Source organism: Sphingomonas sp. ATCC 31555, assembly GCF_000282895.1.
Classification (GTDB): Bacteria; Pseudomonadota; Alphaproteobacteria; order Sphingomonadales; family Sphingomonadaceae; genus Sphingomonas.
Window position 1 is genome coordinate 1 of the sequence record NZ_ALBQ01000042.1, and the last position, 23,896, is coordinate 23,896.

Annotated in this window: 23 protein-coding genes; 7 read left to right on the forward strand and 16 right to left on the reverse strand. The window is 65.6% G+C overall.

Translation table 11 applies throughout. The features are described 5' to 3' along the window. Positions 1 to 157: 157 nt before the first annotated feature. Complete coding sequence (locus tag B215_RS0115390) at positions 158 to 832, reverse strand: OmpW/AlkL family protein (protein WP_019370538.1); 675 nt, start codon at positions 830 to 832, stop codon at positions 158 to 160. Between the two features lie 177 nt (positions 833 to 1,009). On the opposite strand from B215_RS0115390, the gene B215_RS0115395 reads away from it, so the two are divergent. Both B215_RS0115395 and B215_RS0115400 read left to right on the forward strand, forming a co-directional pair. Continuing rightward, entirely contained in the window at positions 1,010 to 1,744 is a 735-nt protein-coding gene (locus tag B215_RS0115395) for a Crp/Fnr family transcriptional regulator (protein ID WP_019370539.1), read from the forward strand. Positions 1,745 to 1,822: 78 nt separating this feature from the next. Then, entirely contained in the window at positions 1,823 to 2,623 is an 801-nt protein-coding gene (locus tag B215_RS0115400; RefSeq protein WP_026009313.1) for a universal stress protein, read from the forward strand. 100 nt (positions 2,624 to 2,723) lie between these two features. Here B215_RS0115400 and B215_RS0115405 read toward each other — a convergent pair whose 3' ends face one another. Further along, positions 2,724 to 2,981, reverse strand: coding sequence for an SWIB/MDM2 domain-containing protein (locus B215_RS0115405; RefSeq protein ID WP_010543335.1), 258 nt, complete (start codon positions 2,979 to 2,981; stop codon positions 2,724 to 2,726). A 434-nt stretch (positions 2,982 to 3,415) separates the two neighbouring features. Here B215_RS0115405 and leuA point away from each other — a divergent pair, with 434 nt between their 5' ends. Further along, positions 3,416 to 5,074 carry a 2-isopropylmalate synthase gene (leuA, locus tag B215_RS0115410; RefSeq protein ID WP_019370541.1) on the forward strand — a complete coding sequence of 553 codons (1,659 nt, stop codon included), beginning with the start codon at positions 3,416 to 3,418 and terminating at the stop codon, positions 5,072 to 5,074. A 43-nt stretch (positions 5,075 to 5,117) separates the two neighbouring features. On the opposite strand, the gene B215_RS0115415 is transcribed toward leuA, so the two are convergent. From B215_RS0115415 to miaA, 9 genes are all read right to left on the reverse strand, one after another. Then, positions 5,118 to 6,881: a methyl-accepting chemotaxis protein gene (locus B215_RS0115415; protein WP_019370542.1), complete on the reverse strand. Its 1,764-nt coding sequence runs from the start codon at positions 6,879 to 6,881 to the stop codon at positions 5,118 to 5,120. A gap of 107 nt (positions 6,882 to 6,988) precedes the next feature. Beyond that, positions 6,989 to 7,345, reverse strand: a complete 357-nt coding sequence (locus tag B215_RS0115420; protein WP_019370543.1) for a dihydroneopterin aldolase — start codon at positions 7,343 to 7,345, stop codon at positions 6,989 to 6,991. Next, positions 7,338 to 8,111 carry an SDR family oxidoreductase gene (locus tag B215_RS0115425; RefSeq protein ID WP_019370544.1) on the reverse strand — a complete coding sequence of 258 codons (774 nt, stop codon included), beginning with the start codon at positions 8,109 to 8,111 and terminating at the stop codon, positions 7,338 to 7,340. The genes B215_RS0115420 and B215_RS0115425 overlap by 8 nt, the downstream gene beginning before the upstream one ends. Continuing rightward, positions 8,111 to 8,731: a GTP cyclohydrolase I FolE gene (folE, locus tag B215_RS0115430; protein ID WP_019370545.1), complete on the reverse strand. Its 621-nt coding sequence runs from the start codon at positions 8,729 to 8,731 to the stop codon at positions 8,111 to 8,113. Before folE ends, B215_RS0115425 begins: the two co-directional genes overlap by 1 nt. A gap of 289 nt (positions 8,732 to 9,020) precedes the next feature. Further along, positions 9,021 to 9,620 carry a YceI family protein gene (locus tag B215_RS0115435; protein WP_019370546.1) on the reverse strand — a complete coding sequence of 200 codons (600 nt, stop codon included), beginning with the start codon at positions 9,618 to 9,620 and terminating at the stop codon, positions 9,021 to 9,023. 96 nt (positions 9,621 to 9,716) lie between these two features. Further along, positions 9,717 to 10,736 (reverse strand): ketol-acid reductoisomerase, encoded by a 1,020-nt coding sequence (gene ilvC, locus B215_RS0115440; RefSeq protein ID WP_019370547.1) that lies wholly within the window; start codon positions 10,734 to 10,736, stop codon positions 9,717 to 9,719. Between the two features lie 50 nt (positions 10,737 to 10,786). Then, a complete protein-coding gene (gene ilvN / locus B215_RS0115445) occupies positions 10,787 to 11,302 on the reverse strand; it encodes an acetolactate synthase small subunit (RefSeq protein ID WP_019370548.1) in 516 nt (171 codons plus the stop codon). 45 nt (positions 11,303 to 11,347) lie between these two features. Beyond that, complete coding sequence (locus tag B215_RS0115450; RefSeq protein WP_026009314.1) at positions 11,348 to 13,093, reverse strand: acetolactate synthase 3 large subunit; 1,746 nt, start codon at positions 13,091 to 13,093, stop codon at positions 11,348 to 11,350. A gap of 93 nt (positions 13,094 to 13,186) precedes the next feature. Then, positions 13,187 to 14,113 (reverse strand): tRNA (adenosine(37)-N6)-dimethylallyltransferase MiaA, encoded by a 927-nt coding sequence (gene miaA, locus B215_RS0115455; RefSeq protein ID WP_026009315.1) that lies wholly within the window; start codon positions 14,111 to 14,113, stop codon positions 13,187 to 13,189. Between miaA and serB the strand changes: the two genes are divergently transcribed. Both serB and B215_RS0115465 read left to right on the forward strand, forming a co-directional pair. Further along, on the forward strand, positions 14,112 to 14,990 hold the full coding sequence (serB, locus tag B215_RS0115460) for a phosphoserine phosphatase SerB (RefSeq protein WP_019370551.1): 879 nt from the start codon (positions 14,112 to 14,114) through the stop codon (positions 14,988 to 14,990). The genes miaA and serB overlap by 2 nt on opposite strands. A 91-nt stretch (positions 14,991 to 15,081) precedes the next feature. After that, complete coding sequence (locus tag B215_RS0115465) at positions 15,082 to 16,209, forward strand: SPOR domain-containing protein (protein WP_019370552.1); 1,128 nt, start codon at positions 15,082 to 15,084, stop codon at positions 16,207 to 16,209. Here B215_RS0115465 and B215_RS0115470 read toward each other — a convergent pair whose 3' ends face one another. The 5 genes from B215_RS0115470 to B215_RS0115490 all read right to left on the reverse strand — a co-directional run bounded on the left by B215_RS0115470 (position 16,210) and on the right by B215_RS0115490 (position 21,975). After that, positions 16,210 to 17,433, reverse strand: coding sequence for a dihydroorotase (locus B215_RS0115470; RefSeq protein WP_019370553.1), 1,224 nt, complete (start codon positions 17,431 to 17,433; stop codon positions 16,210 to 16,212). It abuts the gene before it with no gap. After that, entirely contained in the window at positions 17,430 to 18,419 is a 990-nt protein-coding gene (locus tag B215_RS0115475; protein ID WP_026009316.1) for an aspartate carbamoyltransferase catalytic subunit, read from the reverse strand. Before B215_RS0115475 ends, B215_RS0115470 begins: the two co-directional genes overlap by 4 nt. A gap of 53 nt (positions 18,420 to 18,472) precedes the next feature. After that, a complete protein-coding gene (locus B215_RS22035; protein WP_019370555.1) occupies positions 18,473 to 20,272 on the reverse strand; it encodes a flagellin N-terminal helical domain-containing protein in 1,800 nt (599 codons plus the stop codon). 79 nt (positions 20,273 to 20,351) lie between these two features. Next, positions 20,352 to 20,813, reverse strand: coding sequence for a Holliday junction resolvase RuvX (ruvX, locus tag B215_RS0115485; RefSeq protein ID WP_019370556.1), 462 nt, complete (start codon positions 20,811 to 20,813; stop codon positions 20,352 to 20,354). A gap of 58 nt (positions 20,814 to 20,871) precedes the next feature. Continuing rightward, positions 20,872 to 21,975, reverse strand: coding sequence for a DUF3089 domain-containing protein (locus B215_RS0115490; protein ID WP_019370557.1), 1,104 nt, complete (start codon positions 21,973 to 21,975; stop codon positions 20,872 to 20,874). Positions 21,976 to 22,122: 147 nt separating this feature from the next. On the opposite strand from B215_RS0115490, the gene gatC reads away from it, so the two are divergent. Beyond that, positions 22,123 to 22,410 (forward strand): Asp-tRNA(Asn)/Glu-tRNA(Gln) amidotransferase subunit GatC, encoded by a 288-nt coding sequence (gatC, locus tag B215_RS0115495; protein WP_019370558.1) that lies wholly within the window; start codon positions 22,123 to 22,125, stop codon positions 22,408 to 22,410. Beyond that, on the forward strand, positions 22,407 to 23,888 hold the full coding sequence (gene gatA, locus B215_RS0115500; protein WP_019370559.1) for an Asp-tRNA(Asn)/Glu-tRNA(Gln) amidotransferase subunit GatA: 1,482 nt from the start codon (positions 22,407 to 22,409) through the stop codon (positions 23,886 to 23,888). The genes gatC and gatA overlap by 4 nt, the downstream gene beginning before the upstream one ends. Positions 23,889 to 23,896 lie beyond the last annotated feature (8 nt).

Below are 23,896 nucleotides of genomic sequence, written 5' to 3' on the forward strand. Positions count from 1 at the left end.
CTCGATTCCTAATCGAGAGGTCGGAGGTTCGAATCCTCTCCGGGTCACCATTTCCCCCGCAGGCGCGTAGAACGAAGGGAGCAGCGCGCCCTAGCACGCTGCTCCCAGTGATCCTCCGCCCGCCGGAGAGGGGATGGCGGGACGGGAGGAAAAAGGCTCAGAAGCGGGTGCCGATGCCGAAGCCGAACACCAGCGGGTTGATGTCAACCTTGGTCTGGTTGATCGTTCCATTGGTATTCAGGCGCGCAGTCGTGTCCATATCGATGTATTTTACGTCGAGGTTTAGGAAGAACTTCTTGTTCAGATCGATATCAATACCCGCCTGCAACGCATAGCCGAAGCTGTCCTTCAGCGAAAGACTGGTCTTGCCAAGCGCTTTGTTCAGCGATTCGCTGGTCTTCTCCGAATAGAAGGTGGTGTAGTTGATGCCTGCGCCGATATACGGGCGCACCGCGGTCTTCGGCATGAAATGATATTGCAGCGTCAGCGTCGGCGGCAGAACCCAGGTGCGGCCGACCTTGCCCAGCGCGGAGATCGCCTCGCGGCCCTGAAGGTCATGACGGGTGCTGGAGACGATCAGCTCCGCGCCGATATTGTCCGTCGCCATATAGGTGAAATCGACTTCGGGCATCACCGCATTGCCGACGCCGACCCGGCCGGTCGGGATCCCGGGCGTGATGCCGCTGGACGACTCGTTCGGGGCAACGACGATGCCGCGCAGGCGGACCAGCCAGTCGCCGGCGGCGATCCCGGCAGCGTCCTGGGCCTGGGCAGCTGCCGTCGAGGCCAGAAGGCCGGCAGCGGCCAGACCGACAAAAAGCGAAGTACGCATCTTCAAATCTCCTCGTGTTCGACGAGGGACCGGGTACGCCTGGCGCACCGCGGCAGGTTTGATCCGGCGCAATGTTGCGGCTAGGTAATGTTCCCAAGGGATTGCTGACCCTTTGCCTCGGACCAATACGTAACGACAGGCCACCGCGCGCGCGCCATGCAACGCGGGGAGGCGGATATGTACATGGATCGGAACCAGCCGGACTTCGGCGCAGCGGAATGGACCTTGCCTACGCGATGCGCCGCTTGCGACGTGCGGATGGCCTCGCTGTGCGGCCGCGTTTCCGCGCCGGCGCTGGAAGCGCTCAACAGGATCGGCCGAAAGCGCGTCTTGCGGCGCGGGGAGGCGTTGATTTGGCAAGGGGATGTCGCCGATCAGGTCGGCATCCTCCATCACGGCTTGGTCAAGCTCTCCGCCTCGTTGGAAGATGGGCGCGAGCAGATGCTGGGCCTTGCCTTTCCGGCCGATTTCGTCGGCGCGATCGGCGATCGACCGTCGAGCCACTGCGTTACCGCGCTCACCGAGACCGAACTGTGCGTCTTTCCGCGAAGCGCCCTGCCGGGGCTGGTCGAAGCGCATCCCGATATCGCCCAGGCACTGCTGACGCGGGCGTATGACGAACTCGATCATATGCGTCGCTGGATGCTGCTGCTTGGCCGCAAATCGGCAGAGGAGCGGGTGGCGAGCCTGTTGCTGCAGTTCGCGGCGCGAGGCGGATGCATGACGGGTGCCGCCGTGCCGCTGCCGCTCACCCGGCAGCAGATGGCCGAACTGCTGGGGCTGACGATCGAGACGGTGAGCCGTAAGCTGACGGCGATGAAGCGCGACGGGGTCATAGCGCTTCCCGATCTACGCAGCTTCGTGATGCTTGATCGCGACGCTCTGTCTGCAATCGCGGCCGAATATCCGTAACAAACCGCATGTCGGTGTCTGCCAGCGCAGAATAGCCTCGGAAGCATCTTCAAGTAAAACCAAGATGTGGAGGCGACGATGAAGAATGTTCTCGTTCTGATGCACGACGACGCCGGGCAGGAAGCACGGTTCCAAGCGGCCGTCGATCTCACGCGTGGTCTGGAGGGGCATTTGCGCTGCGTCGATGTCGCAATGGCCCCGGCCTATATGGGCGACTATGCCGATTTCGGCGTATCGGCGGCGCTGCTTGCCGACGAGCAGGCGCGCGAAGCCGAGAATCGCAGCCGCATGGAGCCGCGGCTGAAGGTGGAAGATGTGCCCTATGACTGGATCGACCAGACCGGATCGATCCGGGACTGCGTGCGGGCGGCGAGCGCGCTGGCCGATCTGGTAGTGCTTAACCGCGAACTGGACGGCACCAGCTATCCCGACATGCGCGAGTTGGTGGGCGATGCCGTGATCAAGACCGGCAAGCCCATCGTCGCGGTGCCGCAAAATGGCACGGGCTTCGATCTATACGGCCATGCCGTGGTGGCGTGGGATGGATCCCGCGCAGCCGAAGCGGCGCTGCAGGCGTCAATCCCGCTGGTGAAACATGCAGGGACCGTCACCATCCTGGTTGCGGACGAAGGCGAGTTGCGCGTCCCCGCAGCGGCGGCGGCCGAGTATCTGTCGCGCCACGGCATGCGGCCGGAAGTGCAAATCGTGCCGGTGCAGCGGAATGTGAGCGACACGATCCTGGAAGCGGTCGCAGCGCTGAAGGCGGCGTATCTGGTAATGGGCGGTTTTGGCCACAGCCGCTTTCTGGAGGCGGCGTTCGGCGGGGTTACGCGGCGGATGCTTGCGGAATGCCCTGTGCCGCTCGTACTGGCGCATTGAACCGCCGGCATTCTCCGTCAGGAAAAACAAATGGGGCGGGCATCATCGGATGCCCGCCCCATTTCCTTGCATCTTGCCGGTGAGGGCAAAGACGAGCGCTTTACTTGACGTGCTTGGCGAGGTGCTTGTTCATTTCGAACATGGTCGCCTTGTCGCCGCCGAAGATCGGCTTCAGCGTGTCGTCCGCCAGGATCTCGCGCTTGTTGGCCGGATTCTGCAGGTTGTTCTTCTTGATATATTCCCAAACCTTGCTGACGATCTCGCTGCGGGGCAGATCGGCGGTTCCTACGATCTTCGCGAGTTCGGGCGAAGGGGTAACCGGCTTGGCAATGCCGCCGCGTGCTTTGGTCTCGGCCATGATGTCTTACTCCTGTTCGTGCCCCTTTTCGGGGCTATTGCTTCGTCAGCGCCTCGGGATCGATGAGGCATCCTCCCCCTTGTCGCGTGCAACGATGTACTGCGGTTCGCACGGTTATGCACGTCCCTCCGCTCCCTTTGATCGTGGGAAGGGCCTCCTGTCCAGCCGAGAGATGGCGGGAAGGCGACGAGTTGCGTTTTTGTGGCGGCGCGGTGGTGCATCGGGGCAACACTCTTGCGGCACGTCATCTGGACAAGCGGCACAAATTGCGTCAGGACGGGGCGATGACGACGTTCGCGCGCCTCGATCTGCGACTTATCCGCCCTTAGGGGCCGATTTCGCACCTGCGCGTCTCCCCTAAGGGCAAACCGGACTTCCCGAACGCATCTCGGCTGCGCTAGGCGCAGTTCGACCTTTTGAGAGAGATACGCCCCATGTTGCGCGATCCGAGCGTGAAATACCGTCCCTTTCCCCAAGTGAATCTGCCCGACCGGCAATGGCCCGGCCGTACGATCACTCGGGCGCCGCGCTGGCTTTCCACCGACATGCGCGACGGCAACCAGGCGCTGATCGATCCGATGGATGGCGAGAAGAAGACCCGCTTCTTCGAACTGCTGCTGAAGGTGGGCGTAAAGGAAATCGAGGTCGGTTTCCCGAGCGCCGGCGCAACCGAGTTCGACTTCATCTCGGGTCTGGTGCGCGAGGGGCGAGTGCCCGACGATGTGATCGTCCAGGTGCTCACCCAGTCGCGTCGCGATCTGATCGAGACCAGCTTTCAGTCGCTGAAGGGCGCCAAGCAGGCGATCGTCCATCTCTATAATGCGGTGTCGCCGGCCTGGCGGCGTATCGTGTTCAACATGAGCCGCGACGAAGTCCGCCAGATCGCCATCGAAGGCGCCAAGGTGCTGCGCGACGAGGCTGGCAAGCAGCCCGACACCGATTGGCATTTCGAATATAGCCCGGAGACCTTTTCCACCGCCGAACTCGATTTCTCGGTCGAGGTCTGCGAGGCAGTCATGGACATCCTGCGGCCAACGCCTGAAAAACCGCTGATCCTGAACCTCCCGGCGACCGTCGAGGCGGCGACGCCGAACGTCTATGCGGACCAGATCGAATGGTTCTGCCGCAATATCCGCAATCGCGATAGCGTGGTCATCAGCCTGCACACGCACAACGATCGCGGGACCGGCGTTGCGGCGTCCGAACTTGGGTTGCTCGCCGGCGCGGACCGTGTGGAGGGCTGCCTGTTCGGCAATGGCGAGCGCACCGGCAATGTCGACCTGGTTACGCTGGCGCTGAATATGTACACCCAGGGCGTCGACCCGGGCCTCGACTTTTCCAATATCGACGAGGTGATCCAAACCGTCGAATATTGCAACCAGCTGCCGGTCCATCCGCGCCACCCCTATGCCGGCGATCTGGTGTTCACGGCTTTTTCCGGCAGCCATCAGGATGCGATCAAGAAGGGCTTCGCGGCCCAGGCGGCTCGCAACGACCAGCTGTGGGACGTGCCGTATCTGCCGATCGATCCCAAGGATCTCGGCCGCGATTACGAAGCGGTGATCCGCGTCAATTCGCAGTCGGGCAAGGGGGGCGTCGCCTGGGTCATCGAACAGGACAAGGGCCTCAAACTTCCCAAGCGCATGCAGGCCGAATTTTCCAAGCACGTCCAGGCGCTTGCTGACGAAACGAGCCGCGAGCTCAACGCCGCCGACATCTGGGGGTTGTTCGAGCGCGTGTACCTGCCGGGCGAGAAGGACCGGATCGCGCTGGTAGATTATGAGGAAAGCGGCAGCGCGGGCAGCCGTGTCTTTGTCGGCCGCATCTCGATCGATGGCGATAGCCGCTCGATCTCGGGGCGAGGCAACGGCCTGATTTCGGGTGTAATCGATGCGCTGGCGGGTTCCACCGGCCCGCGGCTCGACGTCGTTGATTACAGCGAGCATGCGATGGGCGGCGGCGCGGATGCGCAGGCGGCCGCCTATGTCGAGTGCCGTACGGAGGATGGTCGGACGGTGTTCGGGGTCGGTATCGACGCCGATATCGCCACGGCCTCCGTGCGGGCAGTGCTGAGCGCCGCCAACCGCGCCTGAGGCGGCGACCGTCCCTCCCGCCTCGGCGGGAGGGACCTCCGGATTAGTGGACGGTCGCCGCGTTCCGTTCGGAAACGGCGCTGCGGGCCTGCGCGGCGCGATCGAAGCGGAAGGCGCCGGCACGCTGGGCCAGCGAACTGACTTCGCCGGACAGGTTGCGGATCGCGGCCGAAGTTTCCTCGACCATTGCCGCATTCTGCTGCGTCACCAGGTCCATCGCCTTCATCGCCGTCGCCACTTGGCTGACGGCGGCCGACTGGGCATGGTTATCATGGTCGATCGCGGCGATCAGATCGTGCACCGCTTCGACGTCGCCGGAGATCGTGTCGAGCGCCGTATCGGTATCGTGCACCGCATCGGCAGCCTGGATGATGTCCGCCTGGGTTTCGCTCAACATGTCGCGGGCCTGTTTGGCCTGATCTTCGGCACGCAGCGCCAGCGCCGCGACGAGATCGGCGACGACCATGAAGCCGCGGCCGGCTTCCCCGGCGCGACCGGCTTCCACTGCCGCGTTCATCGCGAGCACGCGCGTCTGGAAGGCGATCTTGTCGAGCCCCTCGATTACGCCATCGATATTCTTGGCGCTGCCGCTGGCGCGATCCATTGCCTGCACGGCGCGTGCCGTGGTGCCGCGGCCGTCGCGCAGCGCGGTGGTGGCTTCGCCGGCGCGCTTTACGGTGTTGTCGGCGGCGATCATCGTCGCGCGCAGGCGTTCCTCGATCTTTTCCAGCGCCTGGGTGGCCTGGGCGAGGTTGGCAGCGCTCTTTTCGGTGCGGTGCGCTAGATCCTCCGATCCATGTGCGATTTCGCTGGAGGAGGTGCGGATGTTCTCGGCGCTTTCGCTGACTAGCTGCACGCGCGCGCGCAGCGAAGCGATCGCTTCGTTGATGTTCTGCCGCAGCACTTCATATTCGGCCGGAAAGCAGCGGTCGATCGTACGGCTCAAATCGCCTTCGCGCAACGCGAGGAGGCCACTGCCCAGAACTTCGGTTACTTCGCGCTGCTGCGCCAGCTTGTGCGCATCGGCCTCGCTCTGCGCGGCTGCGGCGGCGCGATAATGTTCGAGGCCGCAGGCGATGCGACCCATCTCGTCGGTGCGATCCTGATAGGGAATGGTCGCCACTTCACCGCGGGCCAGTCGATCCGTCAGGCTTGAAAGCGTGCCGACGGGTTCGAGGACACGGCGATACATGGTGATGTAGAAATGCGCAGCCTGCCCTGCGACGATCAGACCCAGCACCACGACGATGCCGATCGCAAGATAAAATTCCGCGGCGCCGCTCGCCTGGACGCGGGTCTGCTCGGCGCGCGTCATCGCGATCAGCTTGTCCACCGCCGCGCGGTGGGTGGCATAGAGCGCGCTGAGCTTGGCATAGCTCGCGTCCATCGCCGTGCGATTCTGCAGGCGAGCGGCGGGAAGGAAGCTCTGCTCGAGTTCGGTCCAGAAAGCCTGCGCGGCCGGGTGCGCCTGTTGCAGCAACTGATTGCGCAGGCCGTCGTCGATCGATGCCGTCTGCCAATATTGGTTGCGCTCGCCGTAGAGCTTCTGGAGCTTCGACAGCTTTTCCTCATGTGCGCCCACCGTTTCCGGATTGCGGGCGATCAGCGTCGCTTCCAGGAAAGGCTCGATGATATATTCCGGGGGGGGAAGGATGTCCGCGATCAGATCGGCATTCACCTGCTGGTGCACCTGCACTTCGCCGCCCATGCGGATACGATCCAGCCGCCATGCGGCAAGCAGCCCGCCCGCCAGCAGGATCGCCATCATGGCTAAGGCGCTATTGCGAACGAAATTGGCAATCGACATCCACAGTCCTCTGGTGGCGGGCGCACGGCTCCCCCGATCGGCCCCCCGGCGAAAAGGCCTTGGTAGATTATAGCGGGCAGGGTGGGGTCGCGGCGCGGCGACGTCGATTAATCTGCGGAACTACGTATGATTTCGCAGCCGACGCGAGCGTCAGGGTAGACATCCTGCTTGGCGGAGCGGACGCGCACTTCCGCCACTCGCCGATCGCGAAGCGCAAGGCGGGCGATCTCCTCGCACAGCACTTCCTGCAGCTCGAAATGTCGGGATGCTACAAGCGCATGAATGCCCTCGCGGAGGAAATCATAATCCACGACAGCGTCGATCCGGTCCTCCGGGATCGCAGGGTAGCGGCAGGTCATCGCCACATCGATGCGCACCCGCTGCGGCGCCGCGCGCTCGTGCGGATGGATGCCTAGCCCCATGATGACGTCGAGCGCTTCGAGGTGGATGACATAATCAGGCATCGGGTCGGTGCTCGCGTCCTTCGAACATCACGTCGCTGTCGCGGGCAAGGAAATGCTGGCCGCAATCGACATAGACATTCTGGCCGGTGACGCTGCCGCATTCGAGCAGGTATGCAACCGTCGCCGCGATGTCCGCCGGATCGACCGGGCGCCGCAACAGGTTCTGCGTGCCGGTGCGGGCGAATTCCTCTTCGCTCTGGTCCAGGCTGGGCAGGGTGAGGCCGGGGGAGACGGCATTCACCCGCACGCGCGGCGCCAGCTTCTGCGCCAGCATGTGTGTCGCGCCCTGCAGCGCCAATTTGGAGCAGGTGTAGCTGAAAAAGTCCGGGTTGAGATTGCCCACCTTCTGGTCGAGAATGTTGACCACCGCTCCTCCCTCCAGATCGCGCTGCGCCGCCAGCGCCGTCGCAAGGCCGACGGGGGCGGCAAGGTTCACATGCATATGGCGATCGAGCAGGGCGTAGTCGGCGATCGGCGGCTGGTCGTAGGCGAACAGCGAGGCGTTGTTGACCACCGCGTGTAACGTCCCGCCGAAGGCCGCGCGGCAGGCCTCGACCAGCGCGACGGGGGTAGCCGGATCGGCGAGTTCGCCCGGCAGCACGGCCACCGTCGCGCCGTCCATGCGCAGGGCGGCGGCCAGTGCTTCCGCCTCGTCGGGCGAATGATGGTGGTGGAGGGCCACCGCCCAGCCCCGGGCGGCGAGGCAGCGGGAAATGGCGGCGCCGATCCGCCGCGCCCCCCCCGTCACCAGCACACGGCGCTGCATCAATAGCCCATCAGCTTGAGTACTTCGGCCCGGCTCCGCTCGTCTTCGCGGAAGACGCCCATCATCCGGCTGGTGACCATGCCTACGCCCGGCGTGCGGACGCCGCGCGCGGTCATGCAGCCATGCTGCGCCTCGATCACGACTGCGACGCCGAGCGGATGCAGGTTACTCCAGATACAATCCGCGACTTCCGCGGTAAGCCGTTCCTGCACCTGCAGCCGGCGGGCGAAGGCGTGCAGCACGCGTGCGAGTTTAGAAATGCCGACAACATGGTTCCTGGGCAGATAGGCGATCGAAGCCTTGCCCGTAATTGGCGCCATGTGGTGCTCGCAATGTGACTGGAAGGGAATGTCCTTCAACAGCACGATCTCGTCATATCCACCGACTTCTTCGAATACGCGGGCAAGGTGATGCGACGGATCTTCCTGATATCCCGCGCAATATTCCCGCCACGCGCGCGCCACGCGCTGCGGCGTATCCAGCAGGCCTTCTCGGCCGGGATCATCGCCCGCCCAGCGGATAAGCGTGCGGATCGCTTCCGCTACGTGCTCCGGCACCGGAATTTTCGGCGCAGGTGCGACGATGTCACCGTCTTCGGGGCCATCGTGGTGATCGTGCATGTTCCTTCGTCCTTCTGGCGACCGCGTTGCCGTGCCGCTGCACCCTTGGCCCATCACGCGATCTGCAGGACCGCCCTGCGGGACGAGTCAGCGCTACGTTCCGGTTGCAGAAACAGCAAAGTTACTAGCGGCGCAAGCCCGCCGCCCGAGTTCCCAGCGGCGAGGCAGCAACTCGCTTGACCAGGCAACGGAAAACGCCTCGGCGGGCTAACCCCGCCGAGGCGTTGTCGCTGTTTGCTACCCAGTCCCTTCGCCGCGGGAATGGCGATCAAAGGGGCGTGCGGGCAGATTACTTCGCCGCGAACGCCGCGTTGATGTGCAGCTTCACTTCGTCGGAGACGAAGGGAACATATTTGTCCATGCCGAAAGCGCTGCGGCTGATCACGGTGGTAGCTTCGAAGCCAAAATTCAGCTTCTTCGACATCGGATTGGTGCCCGCACCAACCAGCGTCGTATCGAGCGTGACGGGCTTGGTGACGCCGTGCAGCGTCAGGTCGCCGGTGATCTGCGCTTTGGTACCGGAGACGACCACCTTGGTCGAGACGAAGCGGATCGTCGGATACTTGGCCGAGTCGAAGAAGTCCGGCGAAGCAAGGTGCTTGTCGAGCGCCGCGACGGTGGTGACGATGCCGCTGGTGGGAATGGTGATGTCCAGCTTGGCGTCGTTCGGCTTGGCCGGATCGATCGTCAGCGAGCCGGTGGTGCCGCCGGCCTGGCCGGTGAAGTGGCTGAAGCCGAAGTGATTAACGGTGAAGTCGACCTGCGTGTGGCCGGTATCGACTGCATAGGTGCCGGCTGGGACACGGGAAGCGTCGGCCTGGCCGGGCAGTTCCTGGGCGAAGGCGACCGGAGCGGCCGCGATGAGGGCGAAGGCAATGAGAGCGCGCATGACAATTCCCCTTGGGTGGTTGCGTCACGCCCGTAATGAGGCTGCCGGCCGCGCAAAGCTAGTGCGCAGCCGGCAACCTAAGGTTTCCGCCAGTGATCAGTTCTTTGACTGATCGACCAGCTTGTTGGCGCCGATCCATGGCATCATCGCGCGCAGTTCGCTGCCAACCTGCTCGATCTGGTGGCGCTTGGCGGCGATGCGGCTGGCCTTCAACTCGGGCTGGCCGGCGCGGTTGTCGAGCACGAAGTCCTTCACGAAGCGGCCCGACTGGATGTCGGCGAGCACGCGCTTCATTTCCTTCTTGGTCTCTTCGGTGATGATGCGCGGGCCGGTCTTGATGTCGCCATACTCGGCGGTGTTCGAGATCGAGTAGCGCATGTTGGCGATGCCGCCCTCATACATCAGGTCGACGATCAGCTTCAGTTCGTGCAGGCACTCGAAATAGGCCATTTCGGGGGCATAGCCAGCCTCGACCAGCGTCTCGAAGCCGGCCTGGACGAGCGCGGTGGTGCCGCCGCAGAGCACGGCCTGCTCGCCGAACAGATCGGTCTCGCACTCTTCGCGGAAGTTGGTCTCGATGATGCCCGAACGGCCGCCGCCGACGCCGGACGCATAGGCCAGCGCCACGTCATGCGCGTTGCCCGAGGCATCCTGGTGGATCGCGATCAGGCAGGGGACGCCGCCGCCGCGGACATATTCGCTGCGCACGGTGTGGCCGGGGCCCTTGGGCGCGATCATGATCACGTCGATGTCCGCCGGCGGCTCGATCAGGCCGAAATGCACATTGAGGCCGTGCGCGAAGGCGAGCGCCGAACCCGGCTTCATGTTGCCCTTGAGGTCGGCCTCCCAGATCGCGGCCTGGTGCTCGTCCGGCGCCAGGATCATCAGGATGTCGGCCCAGGCGGCCGCTTCCTTGTTCGGCAGCACCTTGAAGCCGGCGGCTTCCGCCTTGGCGGCTGAGGCCGAACCCGGGCGGAGCGCGATCGCGACTTCCTTCACGCCCGAATCGCGCAGATTCTGCGCGTGCGCATGGCCTTGGCTGCCATAGCCGAGGATGGCGATCTTCTTGTCGGTGATCAGGTTCAGATCGGCGTCGCGATCGTAATAGACACGCATGGTGGTATTCTTCCCTTTCAAATCAGCGGTGCGCGGGTGCGCGGAAAATATCAGGCGGCTTCGCGGCCGCGCGAGATCGCGACGATACCGGTGCGGGCGACTTCGATCAGTCCCACTTCGCGCATCAGCTCGACGAACTTGTCGATCTTGTCGATCGTGCCGGTGACTTCGAACACGAAGCTGGAGATGGTCGCATCGACCACCCGGGCGCGATAGACTTCGGCGAGGCGCAGCGCCTCGATCCGGTGATCGCCGGTGCCGACCACCTTCACCAGCGCCAGCTCGCGTTCGACATGCTCGCCCTTGGCGGTGAGGTCGACGACCTTGTGGACGGGCACCAGCCGCTCGAGCTGGGCGATGATCTGCTCCATCACTGGTGCGGACGCGAAGGTGACGATGGTGATCCGGCTAATCAGATCGTCGTCGCTGATCTCGGAAACGGTGAGCGACGAGATATTGTAGCCGCGCGCCGTGAACAGGCCGGCGATCCGCGCGAGGATGCCGGGCTCGTTATCGACGATGACCGCCAGCGTGTGGCGCTCGATGGCTTCTTCCTTGATGTGCATTTCTACCCCTTCGATCCTCCCGCATGGAGAGGATCCAAAATCCGGTCAAACCAGCGCCTTGGCCTCGTCGTCCATTTCGCCGGAGACTTCGCTCGCCTGGAGCAGCATCTCGGTGTGCGCCGCGCCGCTCGGGATCATCGGGAAGCAGTTTGCCAGCTTCGCCACGCGGCAATCGACAAGCACCGGGCCATCATAGTCGAGCATCGCCTGGATGCCGTCGTCCAGCTCGGCGCGCTTCTCGATGCGGATGCCCTTCCAGCCATAGGCCTCGGCGAGCTTCACGAAATCGGGTAGCGCGTCCGAATAGCTCTCCGAATAGCGCGACTGGTAGGTCAGCTCCTGCCACTGGCGGACCATCCCCATATATTCGTTGTTGAGGATGAAGATCTTCACCGGCAGGCGATATTGCGTAGCGGTCGCAAGTTCCTGAATGTTCATCTGGATCGAAGCTTCGCCAGCAATATCAATGACAAGCGCGTCAGGATTACCCAGTTGCGCGCCGATCGCAGCAGGCAAGCCATACCCCATGGTGCCGAGACCGCCGCTGGTCAGCCATTTGTTCGGCGCCTCGAATCCGAAATGCTGGGCCGCCCACATCTGGTGCTGGCCGACCTCGGTGGTGATGATCGGGGCACGATGCTTGGTCGCCTCGTACAGCGCGCGGATCGCCCGCTGCGGCATGATGACATCGCCGCCTTCCGGAAAGTCGAGACAGCGGCGCGCGCGCCAGCCATGAATGCGGCTCCACCATTCGCCAAGATCCGGCTTGGGGTGGGCGCGCGTCTTCCAGCTTTCGATCATCGCATCCAGCGCGCGTGCGCAATCGGCGATGATCGGCAGATCGACACGGACATTCTTGTTCACGCTCGAACGATCGATATCGATGTGCACCTTGCGGCTGTTCGGCGCGAACGCATCCAGGCGCCCGGTGACGCGATCGTCGAAGCGTGCGCCGACGGCGATGATCAAGTCGGCCTGGTTCATCGCCATATTTGCTTCATAGGTGCCGTGCATGCCGAGCATGCCCAGCCACTGGTCCGACGACGCGGGCAGGGCGCCCAGGCCCATCAGTGTCGACGTAACCGGCGCGCCGGTGATTGCAGCCAGCTCTCGCAGTAACCGCGTGGCTTCCGGCCCCGAATTGATGACGCCGCCGCCCGTGTAGAAAACGGGGCGCTCAGCCGCCGCCAGCATATCGACCGCTTCCTGGATCTTCGCAGCGTCTGGTTCTGTCGTCGGCCGATAGGTCTTGTGCTGGATAGGGCCGGGCGCTTCGTAACGTGCGGTGGCGACCTGCACGTCCTTGGGGATATCGATCACAACCGGACCGGGGCGGCCAGACGTGGCGATATGGAACGCCTCGTGCACCGTCGCGCCCAGCAGCTCCGGCCGCTTCACCAGATAGTTATGCTTGGTACAATGGCGGGTGATGCCGACCGTGTCCGCTTCCTGGAAGGCGTCGGTGCCGATCAGCGTCGTCGGCACCTGACCGGTGATGACGACCATCGGGATCGAATCGAGCAGCGCATCGGTGATGCCGGTGATCGCATTGGTCGCGCCCGGGCCCGAGGTGACAAGGACGACTCCCGGCTTGCCGGTCGAACGGGCGTAGCCCTCGGCGGCGTGCGTGGCGGCCTGTTCGTGGCGGACCAGAATGTGCTTGATCCGGTCCTGCTTGAACAGGGCGTCGTAAATCGGAAGCACGGCACCGCCGGGATAGCCGAACACGACTTCCACCCCGAGGTCGGTCAAAGCCTCGATCAGGATGTCTGCGCCGCTCTTCTCGGTCACATTTGCCTCCACGCAATCGCAAAATGGTATACAGTGCAGAAAGATTTCCGCCGGAGAAGGGCTGCTACTCGCACGAATATGATAGGTCAACCCCTAAAGAGATAATTTCCTTTCAATTCTCTTGGCATTTATGTATGTATCTGTCTCCGCCGTCGACTCCCAACCCCCAGGGGGTTGGCGGCGGAACCAAGTGTATTGACGCTTGGCATATTGTCGCGAAGCCGTGGCCCCCGCCCAAACAGCCTCGTCATCGCTCCACTCGCCGGCAAGAACCCTGCTGATCTCGTCTACGCCAATCGCTCGCAGCACCGGTGCGTCGGCGGGGACGTCGCTGCGCGAGAGCAATGCGCGGACCTCGTCTTTCGCCGTCGCGACCATCATGGCGAAGCGGCGATCGATGCGCTCGCCCAGCCAGGCGCGATCGGGCAGCAGGATCAGCGGAGCGAGATAGACGTCCGCGCCGATGCCGCCTTCGCGGCGATCCTGCCATTCCGCGAGCGTGCGCCCGGTGGAGCGCACGACTTCCAGTGCTCGGGCGACCCGCGTGGTATCGCTCGCGTTGAGCCGGGCGGCCGATCCGGGATCTGCGATGGCGAGCGCGGCATGGGCTTCGGCGACCGGCAGTGCGCGCACCCTCGCCCGGATCGCGGGGTCGATTTCGGGAATGGGCGCGATGCCGTCGATCAGCGTACGCAGATATAGGCCGGTGCCGCCAACCAGGATCGGCAGGCGGTTCTCCGCGTGCGCTTCGGCAATCGCAGCGCGCGCGTCGGCGGCCCAGCGCGCGGCCGAGCAGGCCTCGGCACCGTCGATATGGCCGAACAGCCGGTGCGGCGCGCGGGCTTCCTCTTCCTCGGAGGGGCGGGCGGTGAGGATGCGGAGGTCGGCATAGACCTGCATCGAATCCGCGTTGATCACGGTGCCGCGATGCTTTTCGGCGAGCGCGAGCGCCAGCGCGGACTTGCCGCTTGCCGTCGGCCCTGCAATGAGCGCCACGCGCGGTAGCCCAGGGGAAATCATGTTCATTGCGACGCTGATAGCAGAAGGTCTCACGTCAGGGCAGCTGGAGGCGGCCAAGGATCGCCTGGCAGCTGCGGGGTGCGTGCCCGGTAGCTGGCGGTGGCTCGACGATGGCATCGCGGCGGATCTGCCCTTTGCGGCGCAACCGGACGCGGCGCGCGCCGCGCTGGAAGGGGCGGTCCCCGGCACCGATGTGATCGTGCAGGTGGAGGTGCATCGCGAGAAGAAGCTGCTCGTCGCCGACATGGATTCGACGATGATAACCGTCGAGTGCATCGACGAACTCGCCGACTATGCCGGAATCAAGCCGCAGATCGCCGAAGTGACCGAGCGGGCGATGCGCGGCGAGCTGGACTTCGCCGAGGCGCTCGATGCCCGCGTGGCGCTGCTCAAGGGCCTGCCCGAGACCGCGATCGACCAGTGCCTCGAAGAGCGCGTGCGGCTGATGCCGGGGGCTCAGGCGCTGGTGCAGACGATGCGCGCGCGGGGCGCCCATACGATCCTCGTCTCGGGCGGCTTCACCCGCTTCGCCGAGCCGGTCGGCACGCAGATCGGCTTCGATCGCCGCATCGCCAATGTGCTGGAGATCGAAGGCGGCAAGCTCACCGGCACCGTCACCAAGCCGATCGTCGACAGCAGCACTAAGGAAACCACGCTGCTCGGCGCGACGGCGGAGCTTGGCCTATCGCCCGAGCAGACGATGGCAGTGGGCGACGGCGCCAACGACCTGGCGATGATCCGCAAGGCCGGGTTGGGCGTCGCCTATCACGCCAAGCCGATCGTGGCGGCGGCGGCCGGCGCGCGGATCGACCACGGCGACCTGACGGCTTTGCTCTATGCCCAAGGAATTGTGCGGGCCGACTGGGTGCTGGACTGACGGTGCGTTAACCGCTTCTTATCCGCGTTCGTGCCATTTCGGGGCGTCGCCCCACGGGGCTGCCAAGCGCCCAGAACGGACGAGGACGGACATGCTGCCACGCACGATGCTGACGATCGCCGCGATGTTGGCGACGGCGTTGGGCGGGCCCGCGCCCGCGCGGCAGGGCGTGGCGATCGCGCAAGACGCCGAGTCTGCCGAGCAAATCGGGGCGGACACGGCGGTCCGCGACGCCGAGGCTGCGGTTGCGAGAGACCCGGACCATGCGGGCCATCGTGCGGCGCTGGGGAAGGCCTATCTGCGTGCGGGGCGCTTCATCTCTGCCGCACAGGCGTTGGAGGACGCGTACACGCTGCACCCCCAACAGGATCAGCGGGTGGCGTTGAACCTCGCGCTTGCTCGCGTTGCGAGCGGCGACAGCGCCGGTGCGCGGACATTGTTGACCAGCCAGGCAGAAAGCATCGATCCGAGTGACCGGGGCCTGGCACTGGCGCTTGCCGGCGATCCGCTGGCGGCGATCGAGATACTGACACCAGCTGCACGAGCGGCGGGCGCAACGGCGAGGACCCGGCAAAATCTGGCGCTCGCCTTGGCGCTGGCAGGCCGCTGGCAGGAAGCGAAGGCAGTTGCCGCCGCGGATCTCGCGCCGGATCGAGTGAACGAACGGCTGACGCAATGGGCCAGCCTTGTCCGTCCCGCCCGGGCTGCTGCGTTGGTCGCCGCGCTCCTGGGCGTGCGACCGGTGGCGGATGGCGGACAGCCGGCGGCGCTTGCGCTCGTGCGACAGCCGGAGCGCGTGCGCGCAGAAGCAGCGCCGGCGCGTGCGCCCGTGCCGCCCGCACCCGTCTGGGTTGCCCAGCTGCCGTCGAGCGCCCGAATCCGCAAGCCGCCGGCCCCGGTGCGGAAGGTCATCCCGTTGCAGACCGGTGCCTACATGGTGCAACTGGGCGCATTCGAGAACGCCGCCGTCGCCCGTGATGCGTGGCAGCGACTGATTGGCCGTGTTCCCCCGCCCGCCGGGCACAAGCCGCAAGGCGCGGTCATCGCCAGCGGTGGAGTTAGCGTCTATCGCCTTTCCGTCGGCGGCTTTGCGCGCGCTGATGCCGATGCGCTGTGCCGCGCGGTGAAGGCTCGCCGGAGCGATTGCTTCGTCCGCATGGCGGCGGGCGATGCGGCTGCTGGCTGGGTCAAGCCCGGCACCCGCGTCGCCGCGCGCTGATCACTCGACCAGCGCGCCGCCTTTGTAGAGCCGTAACACTCGGCCTTGGGTGGGCAGGCGATCGAACGGCGTGTTGCCGGCGCGGGCGTTCATCCTGCGCGCATCGATCACCCAGGGCGTTTCCGGATCTAGCACGATCAGGTCGGCGGGCAGGCCCGCCTTCAGCGCGCCGCTCTCCAGCCCCAGGATCTTGGCCGGATTGGCGGCGAGCAGCGCGAACAGACGGTCGAGGCCGAGCTTGCCGTCGCGCACCAGCGTGAGCGACAGCGCCAGCAGCGTCTCTGCCCCCGCCATGCCCGGCTCGGCGTCGGCGAAGGGAAGGCGCTTGGCCTCGGGCCCGCGCGGGTCGTGGCCGGAGGCGATCACGTCGATCGTGCCGTCCGCAATGGCGGCCAGCGCCGCTTGGCGGTCACTTTCGTCGCGCAAAGGCGGCGATAGGCGCGCGAAGGTGCGGAAGTCGCTGATCGCGATGTCCGACAGCAGCAGGTGGGCGGGCGTGATGCCGCAAGTGACCCGCACGCCGCGGCGCTTGGCGGCGCGGATCAGGTCGAAGCCGGCGGCGGTGGTCACCTGGCGGAAGTGAAGCTTGGCGCCGGTTTCTTCGGCGAGCATCAAGTCGCGTGCGATGGCCAGCGCTTCGGCAATTGCGGGTGCGCTCGGCAGGCCGAGGCGGGCCGCCGTCTCGCCGGCGGTGGCGACGGTGCCATTCGCCAGCCCGCCATCTTCGGCATGCGCGACGACGGTGAGGCCCAGGTCGCGCGCATAGAGCAGCACCTTGCGCATCGTGCCGGCATTGCCGATCCAGCGCCGCCCCGTAGCGATGGCCCGCGCGCCCGCCGAGGCATTGATCGCGATCTCCGCCAGATCCTCGCCCTGCAAACCGCGCGTCGCGGCGGCAAGCGGATGCACCCAGAGCTGCGGCTTGCCCGAAACCGCGGCGCGGCGGATAATGCCGGGGTCGTCCAGCACCGGCGACTGGTCGGGCATCAGGCCAACCCGCGCGATCCCGCCGAAGCGGCACGCACCCTTGTCGACGGCGAACACGCCTAGATCGATCAGCGCGGGTGCAAGCACCTTGCCGGCAACGTCGACGATTTCGGCATCGGCCGGAGCCTCGATCGCGCCGACCGCGGCGATCGTGTCGCTTTGGACGAGCAGATCGCCTTCGGTAATCCCGCCCGTCGGGCAGACCAGCGTTGCATTGCGGAAGAGGATGCTGCTCATGCCCAACCCTCCACGCCGCGCGATCGTCGGGTGAGGACGTCGAGGCACGCCATGCGCACCGCCACCCCCATCTCGACCTGTTCGGTGATCGCGCTGCGTTCGGGATGGTCGGCGACGATCGAGTCGATCTCCACACCGCGGTTCATGGGGCCTGGGTGCATCACCAGCGCGTCGGGCTTGGCCCGGGCGAGGCGTTCGGGGGTGAGGCCGTAGCGCATGTGGAACTCGCGTGTCGAAGGGATGTAGCCGCCGTCCATCCGTTCGTTCTGGACGCGCAGCATCATCACCACGTCGGCGCCTTCCAGCGCGGCGTCGAAATCGGTGAACGGGGTGACGAACATCCGGTCCATCGCCGGCGGCATCAACGTGGACGGCGCGACCACACGGACCTCGGCGGCCAGCGCCGTGAGCGCTAGGATGTTCGAGCGAGCGACGCGGCTGTGCAGGATGTCGCCGCAGATCACCACGCGCTGCCCCGAGACCTGGCCGCGCCGACGGCGGATGGTGAGGGCGTCGAGCAGCGCCTGGGTGGGGTGCTCGTGCCAGCCATCGCCAGCATTGAGCACCGGGCAATCGACCTTGTCAGCGATCAATTGCACCGCACCCGAGCTCGAATGCCGGATGACGATCACGTCGGCGCGCATCGCGTTCAGCGTGACGGCGGTGTCGATCAGCGTCTCGCCTTTCTTCACGCTGCTCTGCGCGGCGTGCATGTTGACGACGTCCGCTCCCAGGCGCTTGCCGGCGATCTCGAACGACAGCAGCGTGCGTGTAGAGTTTTCGAAAAAGGCGTTGATCTGGGTGAGGCCCTCCAGCCTCTTGTCGCTCTTGGCACGGCTGCGATTGGCCTCGACCCATTGTTCCGCCTCGTCGAGCAGGAACATGATCTCGTGGGGCTGAAGTCCCGAAATGCCGGTGAGGTGCCGGTGCGGGAAAACGGCGCTGCCCTGTATCTGGGCACCGGGGCGATGATCGGAAGTGTGCATTAAAGCCGCCGCCTAGAGCGAGCAGGGCGGCCGCGCAAGATCGCGACTCCGGTTCAGGCGGCGCGGTCGAACAGCGAAAGCAGGATCTTTGGCTGATTATTGGCGATCGACAATGCTTTCGCCGCGAGCTGCTGCTTGATTTGCGCGGATTGGAGTTTGGCGGATTCGACCGCCAAATCAGCGTCGACAAGCGCTCCCACCGCGCCGTCCAGCACGTCGGCCAATGTCGAATTGAAGCTTGCTGCGCGGTCAAAAGCGCGTGCCTTGCTGCCGAAGTGGCTGAGCGCTTCCTTCATTCGTTCCCCCGCGGCAGTGGCAGCATCGACGACACGGGACGGTTCGGACCAGTCGAGCGGTTCGAGGCCCAGGCCGGCTGCGGTCAAATCACGCGAGGTGATCCTGAGCGTGCTCTGGTCCAGATTGGTGATGACGTCATAGTTGACTGGCGCATAGCCCACGATCTGGGCGGAAGAGCTGCTCGTGGTCGCGGTGGCGACGGGGTCGGTAGTGCGGTTGAGCGCCATGCCGGTCACCGCCCAAGCGCTGTTCGGGCTGGCACCGCCAGGGTTGAACTGAAAGGTCACAGCCCCCTTTGTCGGATCATAGTCGAAGCTGACGATCTGCTGGCCGGTCACCGCAGTGCCAGCCGGGACCGCGTTGCCGCCGGGGGCGTAGGATTGCCCGGTGGCGCCGAGGCGGACCCCGTTCTGCCATGCTTCCATCACGTCGCCGACGCCAAAGGCGTCGAACGCCACATCGAGGCGCCCGGCCTGTGTCCCTAAGTCGACGCTGTAGGAGGTGCTGGCGTTTTCCGGTGGCATGTTCAGGCTCTCGCCGGCCTGTTCGGGATCGGTAGAGACGGGGAGCGGATCTCCCAGCGCAATGGATGTGACGACCGATCCGGACTGATAGGTGGTGTCGCTCGGCAGGGGGTCGTTAAGATCCTGGAGTTGTAGGCCCTGGATGGTCCAGGCGGTCCCCGGCTGTGCCCCGGCGGGATTGACCCGGATTTCCAGATCCTGTCCCTTGGCCGGATCGTAGTCAAAAGCGAGCAGCGACTTGCCCGAGACGTTGGATCCGGGCCCGGTGGCCGCGCCCCCCGGTGTGTAGGAGGCGCCAGTCGCGGCAACGCGTGTGCTGCCTTGCCAGATCTCCACCGCGTCCGGCACGCTGAAAGCGTCGATGACCAGTACCACGCGGCCTGGCGCGGCGCCGGCATTCATGGTCGCCGTCTTCGCACCTCCGCCGCTCAGCGTAGCGAGCGCCGTCGCGAAGCTGGCGGGCGTCAGGGGCGAGGCGGGCAGGCCATAGCTGGTTTTGCTCGTGTCTGTGATCGTCGATCCCTGGGGCAGCGCGGCCATAGTTGGAACGGGCGGCAGTGCATAGGCGGAGGTGGACATCGACATGGTGCTGCTGGTCCGAACCAGCGGCGCCTCTTTGCCCGTCAGCAGGTTGGTGCCGTTGAAGTCGGCGCTTTTGGCGATGCTGTTGATCTGCGTGACCAGGGCTTCGATGTATGCCCGAATGGCGGCACGCGAGGTCGCATCAGACGCGGCGCTAAGGCTGTAGCCCTTTGATTTGATCTGATTGACGAGATCGCTGATCTGCTCAGCCCCGCTGGCGGCGACATCGAGTACCGAGCCGGCGCGTGCCATGCTTTGGCCAATTGCGCGGCGCGAGCCTGCGTCCCCACGCAGCGATTGTGCTATGATGTACGATGCGCTGTCGTCCTTGGTGCCATTCACCTTGCGGCCGGTGGAAATGCGCTGTTGTCGAAGATCGATTTCGGCCGTTGCTTCGTTCAGCGCGCGTACCGCCTGCGCTGCCGCCGTATTCGTCAATATCGACATCATGACCAGTCCTCCCTCCGCCTCGCAGAGGTAAGCGGACGAGGTAAACGGATCGTCACTGCAACGACGCTGGACGAAAAAATCAGGCGTTCACCAGGGCATCCAGCGCGCCTTGCAGGATATAGGCGGCGGCCATTTTGTCGATCAGCTCGGCACGCTTGGCGCGGCTGGCGTCCTGTTCGATCAGCGTGCGCTCAACCGCGACTGTTGACCAGCGTTCGTCCCACAGCAGGATCGGCAGGCCCATATCCTCGCAGTTGCGCGCGAAGGCGCGGGTGGATTGGGTGCGCGGGCTATCCGTTCCGTCAAGGTTGAGCGGCAGGCCGATGACCATCCCGCGAACCTGCTGGCAAGCGATGAGCTCGGCGAGTGCCGCCTTGTCCTTGCTGAACTTGGTGCGGCGGACCAGCAGTGCCGGGCTCGCGAAGCTCCAGCCCGCGTCGCACAGCGCAGTGCCGATCGTCTTCGTGCCGACGTCGAGGCCGATCAGGCGGCCGCCCTCGGGCAGGGCGGCGCGAAATTCTGCGGGGGCGATAGTGATCACGACGCGGCTATAGAAGAGGTGCCCAAGACTTCCAAATGCCTGACCGCGGCGGGGGCGGCTACTGCTTGTATGCCGCCAGCCTGCGCGCCGCGTCCGCACGAACATTGGCCCAGAACAGGCTGTAGTCGAACACGTGATAATTGTTTCCGGGCAGCACATATTGGCTGAAGTCCGGCGGAGCGGCGCCGATCGTCAGGATGCCGCGGCCTTCGCAACGTGCGGGCACGCGGCCCGCTTCGAGTCGAGCCGATTGCAGGTTCGCGTCGGGGATCAGCGCTCCAAGATTCGCGCTGGCCGGTGCCGAACCGCCGGGTTTCCCGGTCAGCGGGTTGATGCAGAGCATCGGGGTGCCGGCGCGCGACTTGCCGGTGTAGCCGTTCGTCGCATCGAACGTATCGAGGATCAGCGCGGGATCGGCGGGGGAGGCGAAGCTCTGCCAGGAAAGGATGCAGCCGGGCTGGTCCGGGCCGGTGCAGGCCGGCAGGCCCATCTTCGGCAGGTCAGCGGTCAGCGACACGGGCCAGCCGACGACATAGGCCGCGACGATGCGCCGCGCCACTGGCGTGCCCGCGATTCGCTCGGCGAGCAGGCGGGAAAGGTGCAATGCGCCCTGGCTGTGGCCCGCGAGGATGAGGGGGCGGTCGCCGGCTTCGTGCAGGAACTCCTCGAACGCCGCCGCCACGTCGCGATAGGCAAGGTTGAGCGCCTGCTGCGCCTGCGCCTTGCTGGTGAGGAATGCGCCGAAGGTCGCCTGGCGATAGCGCGGCGCCCAGATCGCGGCGCTGGCGTTGAATGCGCTCGCCTGCCCCCGCAGGAACAGTTCCGCGCGGGCATTGGCGTCCGGATTGTCGAGCGGGGCGTTCCACTGCCTGGTGTCGAGGAAAGAGGTGGGATGGATGAAGAACAGCGCCGCGCGCGGGGCCGGCGTGGCGCTCTGGCCGGCGGGAGTCCACAGCGCGGGGTTACCCGGTTTGTCCGGCCGCGCGATCCACATCTCCGCCCGCGCATAGTCCCGTGCTGACATAGCGGGCAGATCGGCGACTTCTCCCCCTGGCACCATGAACTGGCGCATCAGTTGAATGCCATAGAGCCGGTAGGTGAAGAGGGAAGCAACGCCGAGCATGATCAGGATCGCAACCGCGTAGAGAAATTTCCGGGCCAATCGGCCTCTCCATTGTGCAATGCAGCGTAAACAGGCGGCAACGCAATCGCGTTCCGGTCACTGTCGCGTGCGAAGGATGCAACCGCAAGTGCGGATGCGCGATGCGGACGCTTGAAGGGGCGGGGCTCGGCTGATAGGCGCAATGCCATGTCCGTAGACACCGCAACCGTGAAGAAAGTGGCGAGCCTGGCGCGTATCGCGATCAGCGACGCTGACGCAGAGCGCCTGGCGCCCGAACTCAACAACATCCTCGGTTGGATCGAGCAGCTCGGCGAAGTCGACACGAAGGATGTCGCGCCGATGACTGCGGTGATCCCGAACACGCTGCGCCTGCGCGCCGACGTGATCACCGAGGGCCAGCAGCGCGACTCCGTACTGGCAAACGCGCCGCAGGGCGAACATGGCTTCTTCACGGTTCCGAAGGTGGTGGAATGAGCACGCTGACCGATCTGGGCGTCGCCGCCATCCGCAACGGCGTGCGCGACGGGGAATTCTCCGCGCGCGAGGTCGCCGAGGCGTTCAACGCCGCGGTTGCCGGCGCCGACGCGCTCAACGCCTTCATCGTCAAGACTCCCGAGCATGCGCTCGCTGCTGCCGAAGCAGCCGACAAGGCGCGCGCGGCGGGTGAGACGCTCAAGCCGCTGGCCGGGGTGCCGATCGGCATGAAGGACCTGTTCGCCACCAAGGGCGTCCAGACCACCGCCGCCAGCCACATCCTCGAAGGCTTCAAACCGGAATATGAGTCGACCGTCTCGCACAAGCTGTGGGATGCGGGCGCCGGCATGCTGGGCAAGCTCAATCTCGACCAGTTCGCGATGGGCTCGTCGAACGAGACCAGCTATTTCGGCAACGTGATTTCGCCCTGGCGGCGGGGCGAGGGCGACAATACGCCGCTCGCGCCCGGCGGCTCGTCAGGCGGCAGCTCGGCAGCGATTGCTGCGCGGCTCTGCCCGGCGGCGACCGGCACCGATACCGGCGGCTCGATCCGCCAGCCCGCGGCGTTCACCGGCATCTCGGGCATCAAGCCCACCTATGGCCGCTGCTCGCGCTGGGGCGTGGTGGCGTTCGCCTCCTCGCTCGACCAGGCAGGCCCGATGGCGCGCGACGTACGCGACTGCGCGATCCTGCTCGAAGCGATGGCCGGCTTCGACCCGAAGGATTCGACTTCGCTCGACATGCCCGTGCCGAACTGGGAGGCGGGCCTCTCCGCCGATCTGCGCGGCAAGCGCGTCGGCATCCCCGCCGAATACCGGATGGACGGCACGCCGGCCGAGATCGAGGCGCTGTGGCAGCAGGGCATCGCCTGGCTGAAGGATGCGGGCGCCGAGATCGTCGACGTCAGCCTGCCGCACACCAAGTACGCGCTGCCGGCCTATTACATCATTGCGCCGGCCGAGGCCTCGTCGAACCTCGCCCGCTATGACGGTGTGCGCTACGGCCTGCGCGAGCTGGCCGAGGGCCAGAACCTGCAGGAGATGTACGCCGCCACCCGCGCCGCCGGCTTCGGCGACGAAGTGAAGCGCCGCATCCTGATCGGCACCTATGTACTCTCGGCAGGCTTCTACGACGCCTATTACACCCAGGCGCAGAAGGTCCGCACGCTGATCGCGCGCGACTTCGACAATGCCTGGAGCCAGTGCGACCTGCTGCTCACCCCCACCGCGCCGAGCGCCGCGTTCGGCCTGGGCGAGAAGGTCGATCCGCTGGCGATGTACCTCAACGACGTGTTCACCGTGCCGGCCAGCCTGGCAGGCGTACCCGCGATGAGCGTGCCGGGCGGGCTCGACGCGGCAGGCCTGCCGCTCGGCCTGCAGATCATCGGCAAACCCTTTGACGAGCAGGGCGTGCTCAACGCCGGGCTGGCGATCGAGCAGCGCGCCGGGTTCACGGCGCGTCCCAAGGCCTGGTGGTAATCTAACGA